The sequence below is a fragment of the Saccharothrix deserti genome, from assembly GCF_009769385.1.
Taxonomy (GTDB): Bacteria; Actinomycetota; Actinomycetes; order Mycobacteriales; family Pseudonocardiaceae; genus Actinosynnema; species Actinosynnema deserti.
Genome location: NZ_VKAB01000140.1, coordinates 1 through 1794 on the forward strand (window position 1 = coordinate 1; position 1794 = coordinate 1794).

Annotated in this window: 3 protein-coding genes; all 3 read left to right on the forward strand. The window is 64.9% G+C overall.

All coding sequences use genetic code 11. The annotated features are described in order from the left end of the window. The first annotated feature begins 140 nt into the window (after positions 1 to 140). Positions 141 to 362, forward strand: coding sequence for a hypothetical protein (locus tag FM051_RS49860; RefSeq protein WP_158854963.1), 222 nt, complete (start codon positions 141 to 143; stop codon positions 360 to 362). Between the two features lie 73 nt (positions 363 to 435). Beyond that, positions 436 to 1011, forward strand: coding sequence for a hypothetical protein (locus tag FM051_RS49865; RefSeq protein ID WP_158854965.1), 576 nt, complete (start codon positions 436 to 438; stop codon positions 1009 to 1011). Between the two features lie 683 nt (positions 1012 to 1694). Next, a partial coding sequence (locus FM051_RS54425) for a hypothetical protein (protein WP_420803679.1) occupies positions 1695 to 1794 on the forward strand: 100 nt, incomplete at its 3' end.

Sequence of the window (1794 nt, forward strand, 5' to 3'; positions counted from 1 at the left end):
CCGGTCGCGCGACGAGGTTGCCTGTCAGGTGCTGTGGACACGTTCATCAGGATCTCCGATCCCACCCCCAAGCGTGAACCCACCCCTCACACGAGGTGTCTCACCGCAGTCTGACCAAGAGGGCCGCCGTACTGGCCGACTTGGTCGCCAACGGATTCACCACCCCGCTCACCCTCGCGATGCTGAAGCACAGCCTCGCCGACCCGGGCACCCTCGTCGCACAGAACGTCGCAGTCGTACTTATCGGAGCAGCACTCACAGATCACACCCGTGCGCTGCTACGAGATCTGAAAGATCACCCGTCTGCCACCGTCCGCCACACCGTCAACGCTGCGACCAACGACGAGCGAGACTGGGGTTGACCCGTTTTGACGGCCAACCAGGGGAGGATCGAAGCTGCTCGACGCCGTGAAGTAGCGCTGCCACACTGCGGTCGTGGAGGACTACGCTCAGCGGCTTCAAGCCAAAATCTCGCCAGAGAACGTCACTGTCGAGCTGGTGCGGGCAGGCTGCTTTCTCACGGCCTACGAGCTGATCAAGAAGCAGGTCGTGGACGCTGTTCACGACTTTTTCTGGTGCGGCTTCGAGGATGGCAACAACCTCTACGACGAAGCGACCTACCAGCGTGATGTCCGCAGCCGTGCCCCCAAGAGCAAGTACCGGGCCTCATGCCTGTGGCTCATCGAGATGCAGGCGCTGACCGTCGAGCAGGTGGCGACGCTTGAGCGTATCCATGCCCACCGCCAGGAGATCGCCCACGAGCTACCCAAGCTCCTGGTCGATCCGGACTTCTCGGTTGACGTGCAGCTGCTTGCTGACGCCATCGAGTGTGTCCGTGCGCTCGGCGTGTTCTGGGGATCGATCGAGGTGCAAACGAGTCCGGACTTCGACGGTGTGGACGTTGCCCCCCAGGACATCAAGTCCGGCTCGTACCTCCTAATGGAGTACCTGGGCGCGATTGCGGGGGTCGAGAGGTACACGCCGTCGCAGGTTGAGGCCGACTGGAGGTAGCGTTCTGCGCAGCGGGGTGAGGCTATCCTGATGCTCGCGGCGTAGCCCGGGTCGGCGGCAAGCCGCGCGGCCAGCTCCGCCCTGCGTGGCAGCAGCGCCTGTTCCTGCTGTTCAACCTGGTCACGCACGAGTTCCAAGGCCGCGCTGACGATGTAGTTCTCATACCAGCGAAGGCGTGGGTTCTCAGCAGCTCGGCCAAGCCGGGCACGCCACGTGCCGCGGCCTGGTGGCCACGCCAGGTCGCGCGCCTGAATCCCGAATCGGCCGCCACGGTGCCCACGGTGCGATGGTTGAGGTACAACAGCACCCGCGCCGCAGCCGCCTGCGGCGTCGAGAGCCTGGTCCAGGGTGACCTTGTCGTCGAACACGACGGTGTCGACGTCCAGCGACGCCGCCAACACTGTCAGCCCTTTCGGCGATCGGTGTCGCGTGCGTGTTGTGCATGGTCGGCCAAGCTCTCCCGATCGGCGGCGGCGAGTTCGCTCACCGTGTCCTCCACATCCTGGGGTGTCAACATGATGGGAACTTCACCAGCGGACACCGGCAACACCGGCTGCCCTGACCGCGCGACGAGATATTGAATCGAAACTGATCGCTTGCCTGTATGGTGATCCGTCGTGATCGAGGTCGAGGGTGCGCACCGGTTGTCGCCGGCCGAGCAGGAGGTGCTGCGGCTGCGGGTGGTGGCGGCGCTGGAGTCCGGGCAGGTGGAGGGCTATCGGCAGGCCGCGGAGGTGTTCGGGGTCTCGGTGCGGTCGGTGGGCAGCTGGTGGAGGGCCTACC